This window comes from Nostoc sp. CCY 9925, from assembly GCF_963920935.1.
GTDB lineage: Bacteria > Cyanobacteriota > Cyanobacteriia > Cyanobacteriales > Nostocaceae > Nostoc.
Map to the genome: position 1 here is coordinate 1 of NZ_CAWUDO010000210.1, position 5,700 is coordinate 5,700.

Sequence of the window (5,700 nt, forward strand, 5' to 3'; positions counted from 1 at the left end):
ATAGCTATCTATAGCGCAGCGTTAACGAGTCTTCGACCGTCGGAGCAAAAGTTACATTAATTGGAGCAATTAGTATAAGGTAATGCTGTTATAGCAAGTTAAATGTGGAACAGCTTATCTTTGCATCTTTTTTTACTCTGCATTGAGAAATTCCAAATATCCATTGCTGAGTTCTTTCACCGCCAACTCATAAAATTGTTTACCATGTTCTGGGCTTGCTAAAGCCGGATTTGATCCCATGCGTCCGTCTGGATAATGCACTCGAAAGTCTGCTGCACTATAAATCCTGTGTCCGCTTGCAACTTCTCCTGAAAGGGATGCTTGCTTAATTGCTTCTGGATAAACGTACTGGGTGAGTGCTACTTCGCTTGGGGTTGCATGAGAACCTTCTTGATCTCCATATAATTCTTTAGCTAGTTTATATACTGAACTGCACATAAACCAGTTAGCCACTTGACATTGTACTTTTTGGGCATTGGCAATGTGTAAATCTTCTAAATGAGCGTAAGTTTCGGAAAAAGCGGCTTTGAGGGTGGCGATATTACCGCCGTGTCCGTTGATAAAGTAGAACTTGGTAAAACCAGCTTTGGCTAAACAAGTTATATAGTCTCGCACTACTTTAATTAAAGTGCTGGGCCGGAGACTGATTGTCCCAGGAAAAGCAGTATGATGCAGTGCCATCCCTACATTAATTGTAGGGGCAACGATCGCTCCAGTTGCATCACCCACACCGTGAGCGATCGCTTCTGCACAAATAGCATCAGTACCAATTAATCCCGTTGGCCCATGTTGTTCTGTGGAACCAATCGGAAAAATAATACCTTTTGATTGCTGTAAATAAGTTTCAACTTCTTGCCAAGTACTTAAATGTAGTAACATTTTTGCTGATTTTCCTCTAAGAAGGAATATTCTATTATTCAAGTTCTACTAACACAATTATGAAGATTTTAAGTGGCATTAAAAATGTGATCGTCATTTCTCACGGGTCAAGTGGCTGTGCCTATGGTGTAAAACAGGCCTACAAGCTGACCAATAGCCGCAATAGTGGTTCACCTTATGAACCCGTGGTGACTACGAACATAAGTGAGAAGGCAGTAATTTTTGGTGGGGAAAAAGAATTACCCAACAAGTATTAATAAATAAACAGCGATCGCAAATAAAAGTAACTAGAACAAAAGCATGTAACCCATGCCCAAGAAAAAATGCGGGCTTGGATTTGGCTGTGCCAGTATGATGCAATACCCAGGCATAGACCCTGGCGACTGCTTGAATTACAAAACTTGTGGGAGTGCGCTTCAACTAACCCCCGATGAAGAACTTGAACTTGTTCGTATCCGGGAAGAACAAATGCGCCAGTATCAAGAACGAATTCGCCTCACCCGTCGTTCTGCCGCTATCATGATGCTGATGAGGCGCGGTTGCCCACAATCACCAGAATCGTTAAGTGTTATCCCGGCCATTGAGGCGATCGCCACCACATTAGATAATATTCGTACTGGACTTACCAACTTCGACGGACAGTACATCGCGCCAGCTGGTTGCGAACTCAACATCTACAATGTCAAACGCCCCAGTGGTACGTACTCATACTATAAACTAACCGCCGAAAACGCAATATTTGCACCTTCAGAAAAAGAACAACAAGTACGGGTAGTTCACCTCAGCCATCAGCATGATGCGCAGTATATAGAAGCACAATTTGGTATCGAACGTCGCAACAACTTAACCCAGGTGCGAACACTGCTTCAAAACGCAAGCGCATTGCTTGAGGAAGCAACACGCTTACTCGAACAAACCACAAATATGAACTAGCCCTAATGCTACAGTTGAAGTCTTAAACATCGATGAAATTATATCCATCGATTAATAAAACCAGCACTTCTAGGCAGCTTGGGACGCTCACATTTGAGCGAGCAATGGTCATTCTCTCCAAAGACCTGCAAAATGGGGAAATCGCCATCCACATGAGCCATGGCATTAGTGTTGGTGTTATCAACAATCACCTTACTTCAATCGAGGCATTAGAGTCAGAAATTACTATCCTGAGAAATTTTAGTAGCGAAAAAGACCAAATTGAGTACGTACAGCAGGTAGCCAAACACTACGAAGATTTATTCAAAACAGAAGCCTGGGCAAAATCCAATGACAAGGTAGGCGATCGCTATCTCAATTCAAAAGTAACTGCTAACACCTTTCCTATTGATAACCGGCTGCTTGCAACAGAAACAATTTGGCATAACGTCCCCCTAGCTGTAACAGTTCTTCGTGAGTTCCCTGTTCTATAACTTCCCCATTTTCTATTACTAGAATTTTGTCAGCCATTCGTACCGTAGAAAAGCGATGGGAAATCAAAAGTACCATCTGATTTTGAGTAATAGCGCGAAAATGATTGAAAATCTCAAACTCAGCTTGGGCATCTATCGCTGATGTTGGTTCATCTAACACCAAGATATCTGCTTGCGATCGCATAAAAGCACGAGACAAAGCAATTTTCTGCCACTGTCCCCCAGAAAGTTCCTGTCCTCCCTTAAACCAACGGCCGAGTTGAGTCTGGAAGCTTTGGGGTAATTGGTCGATAAAAGATTGCGCCATGCCTTTTTGAGCAGCAGTTTCCCAACGAGTTGTATTTTCGAGATCTTCTACATCGCCCACGCCAATATTCTCACCCACAGTAAATTGATAGCGGACAAAGTTCTGAAAAATCACACCAATGCGACGCCGCAACACATCCACATCCCATTCTTGCAAGTCCAAACCATCTAAGAAAATTCGCCCAGAGTCAGGGGTGTAGAGTCGGGTAAGTAGTTTGATTAAGGTAGTCTTACCGGAACCGTTTTCACCTACAATTGCCAGTTTCTCTCTGGGTTTCAAGTGCAGCGAAATGTTTCTCAATGCTGGCTTGGAACTTCCTGGATAAGTAAATGACACGTTCTCAAAACGAATACCATCTTGGGGATTTAAACCAACAGTTGCCTTACCCCAAGACTTTGGTACTTTCTCTTCCAGAAAATCATAGAGATTTGATAGATATAGGTTGTCCTCATACATCCCTCCAATAGAAGTCAGGGCATTGGAGAAAGTAGACTGTCCTTGGCGAAACACAGTGAGATACATTGTCATGTCTCCCAAGGAAATCTTACCTCGCACTGTTTCCAGCACAATCCAAGCATAAGCTACGTAAAAAGCGCCAGTACTGACTAAACTCAGGAGATACCCCCACAACCCTCGTCGCAGAGTCAAATCGCGGTCTTCGCCATAAAGTTGATCGAACAGGTTGCGGTAACGTCCTAGCAACATGTCTCCTAGCTGGTAGAGTTTGACTTCTGTGACAAAATCTTCTCTTGCTAGCAGATTTTCTAAGTAGTGCTGTTGACGGGTTTCTGATGCACGCCAACTAAACAAGCGAAAGGCTTCTCCAGCAAACTTTGTTTCGGCAATGAATACAGGTATGGCAGCCAAAATCAGCATTAGCACCGCCCAAACTGAGAAATTAACTAGCAAAATACCGTAAGTAATCAGGGAAAGGGCATTTTGCACTAAGCCAAAGGTGCGGTTTACTAAGGAAAGGGGACGAACTGATGCTTCTCGTCGGGCATTGGTCAATTTGTCATAAAATTCTGAGTCTTCAAACTGCCTAAGATCCAGTGTCAGCGCCTTTTCTAAGATGAGTACATTCACACGCTGACCCAGTAGCGCCCGCAATAACGATTGACAAATAATGATTCCCCGTTGACCGCCTGCGAGTAAAATTACAGCGATCGCTTCTAATCCTACATACAACAAAGCAGGATAAATATTGACAAAACCATTGCTGTCTGAGTTAACTTGAGACGCAAATACTACTGCATCAACAATTAACTTACTTATGTAAGATATCGCTGCCGGTAAAATACCAGCTACTAAAGTTAAACTAGCCAAAAGAATAGTAAGCGATCGGCTAGTAGTCCATACTAAGCTTATAGCCCGTCCACTGTACCGGAAAACCGTCAGTGATTGGCGTAGAATATTTCTTTTTTTTTAATTTTCATCTTTACTTTCCGCGAGATACCCCAGGTGCAGCGGCTCTTCCTGACTTTATTTAATCTTTATAAATTTTACCAAAAAAGAACTCATAACTCAGGAGCTAGAATGACAAGTCTCCAACTGAGTGGTGACACAAAATATTGCTTTCGGCTTAATTTCCCGTCTTCAATGCAAATAATTCACATAACTCTATTAAAGTTGCATCCTGATTCTCTACAACCAGTTCTCTAAACTCTACTTCAGCATTTGTGAGATCACTAAACTGCGGTTTCCCTCGCTTTATGGGTTGTAAATTTCCATCAACTTGTTGTTGCTTTACTACAGCAGAAGGCAGAGGGCAGAAGGCAGGAGGCAGGAGGTAAAAGTATTACTATTCCTAGCTTCCATGCTTTCAAAATGTCCTAACCTGTGTGACTACGGCTATAGCTTTTGGACTAGACTTTTGCTAACAGCAAATCTGATTGCCACTTGACGAATTGATATTTTCTCCTGAATATGTGCCTGTTTAATGCTTAACCTTTGTTTCTTGCTCTAAAAACAGGTTGCCAATATCAAATAAAAGCTGCATAGTACCTCGGTAGCCAATTTTGGTAAACTGACTGTGATCTAAGCGGTCAAAAATGGGAATCCCTTGACGGTAGAGAGGAATTTGTAAGCGTTGAGCGATCGCCACTCCATGAGAGTTGGTAATTAGCAAATCAGATCCAACCGCCAGTTGCTCAAAGTCTTCCAAATCGCCGATAGTGACACTAGGAATCGGAAGTTTTTCTAACAGAGGAAAGCGTGTTGTCGTCACTGCTGCGTGAATCTGAACTCCTAGCGATCGCAAGAAAGAAACCGTTGACCAAAGTAAATCTGGTTCCAGCGCCAAAGCAACTCGCTTGCAACCAAAGTAAAAGTGATTCTCCAACATCACATGTTGTAACTGACGGCGTTGGCGGCGGTATTTCTGGGGTACGCTGACACCACTGATATCTGCCAAAGCTTGCAGGAATTTATCTACTGCTAATAGTCCCGTCAGTTCACCAAATACCTCGTAAGGAATATTGAATCTCTTTTCCAAAATTTGCGCTGCACCCCGCATACTCTCACCTAGTACCAAAGTGAATACAGAACTACCAATTGAGCGCAACTGGGCTGTATTTGTGCCATTAGCTACGATGCCTGCGGTGGGCAAAGCCAGCGCGCTAGAGGAATCTTCTATATGACCATCTAGTACGCCAGAAAGGTCAGGTACAACAATAGGTTCAAGTCCAAAAGAGGTGACAATCTCTTTGATTTCGTGTACATCCCCTGGTGTGAAAGCAGAACTCGCCAAAATAGTGATTTGTGTCGGACAAGCATCTTGCTTATCACTTCTTTGTGGGATTTCCCTAACTATACTCTCGACTGCGCCAGCAAAACCATCTTCTAATGTACCTTTGAAATCAGGTGTAGAGACAAGCACAATTGGTAAATAATCTAGTTCTGGGTGACGGTGGCGAATCTCTTTAACAAAGCGCCCCATATCATCGCCTCTGGTTTCCACAAGTCCAGTGGTACAAAGACCGATAATTTCTGGTTTGGATCTCTGCACCAAAGTCAAGATTGCTTGTTCAACCCTTTCTTCGCCGCCCAAAATAGGGTTCTTGTCAGCTTTTGGTGATGATGAAAGGTTACGCGCTTTAAGGCAGAAGG

At 43.0% G+C, this 5,700-nt stretch carries 6 protein-coding genes; 3 read left to right on the forward strand and 3 right to left on the reverse strand.

Features of this window, described 5'->3' with window-relative positions; genetic code table 11:
- Positions 1 to 132: 132 nt before the first annotated feature.
- The gene (locus tag ACM0OY_RS39295) at positions 133 to 879 is read right to left on the reverse strand and encodes a creatininase family protein (protein ID WP_414574118.1); all 747 of its coding nucleotides are present in this window, start codon (positions 877 to 879) and stop codon (positions 133 to 135) included.
- A 59-nt stretch (positions 880 to 938) separates the two neighbouring features.
- On the opposite strand from ACM0OY_RS39295, the gene ACM0OY_RS39300 reads away from it, so the two are divergent.
- From ACM0OY_RS39300 to ACM0OY_RS39310, 3 genes are read left to right on the forward strand one after another with little or no spacing between them, the layout of a single operon-like run.
- Entirely contained in the window at positions 939 to 1,136 is a 198-nt protein-coding gene (locus tag ACM0OY_RS39300) for a nitrogenase component 1 (protein ID WP_414574119.1), read from the forward strand.
- Between the two features lie 52 nt (positions 1,137 to 1,188).
- Positions 1,189 to 1,812, forward strand: a complete 624-nt coding sequence (locus ACM0OY_RS39305; RefSeq protein ID WP_414574120.1) for a hypothetical protein — start codon at positions 1,189 to 1,191, stop codon at positions 1,810 to 1,812.
- Between the two features lie 32 nt (positions 1,813 to 1,844).
- Positions 1,845 to 2,285 (forward strand): hypothetical protein, encoded by a 441-nt coding sequence (locus ACM0OY_RS39310; protein WP_414574121.1) that lies wholly within the window; start codon positions 1,845 to 1,847, stop codon positions 2,283 to 2,285.
- Here the strand turns inward: ACM0OY_RS39310 and ACM0OY_RS39315 are convergent.
- Positions 2,197 to 4,005: an ABC transporter ATP-binding protein gene (locus tag ACM0OY_RS39315; RefSeq protein WP_414574123.1), complete on the reverse strand. Its 1,809-nt coding sequence runs from the start codon at positions 4,003 to 4,005 to the stop codon at positions 2,197 to 2,199. The two genes, ACM0OY_RS39310 and ACM0OY_RS39315, sit on opposite strands and share 89 nt — an antisense overlap.
- Before the next feature lie 523 nt (positions 4,006 to 4,528).
- A partial coding sequence (gene nifN, locus ACM0OY_RS39320; protein ID WP_414574122.1) for a nitrogenase iron-molybdenum cofactor biosynthesis protein NifN occupies positions 4,529 to 5,700 on the reverse strand: 1,172 nt, incomplete at its 5' end.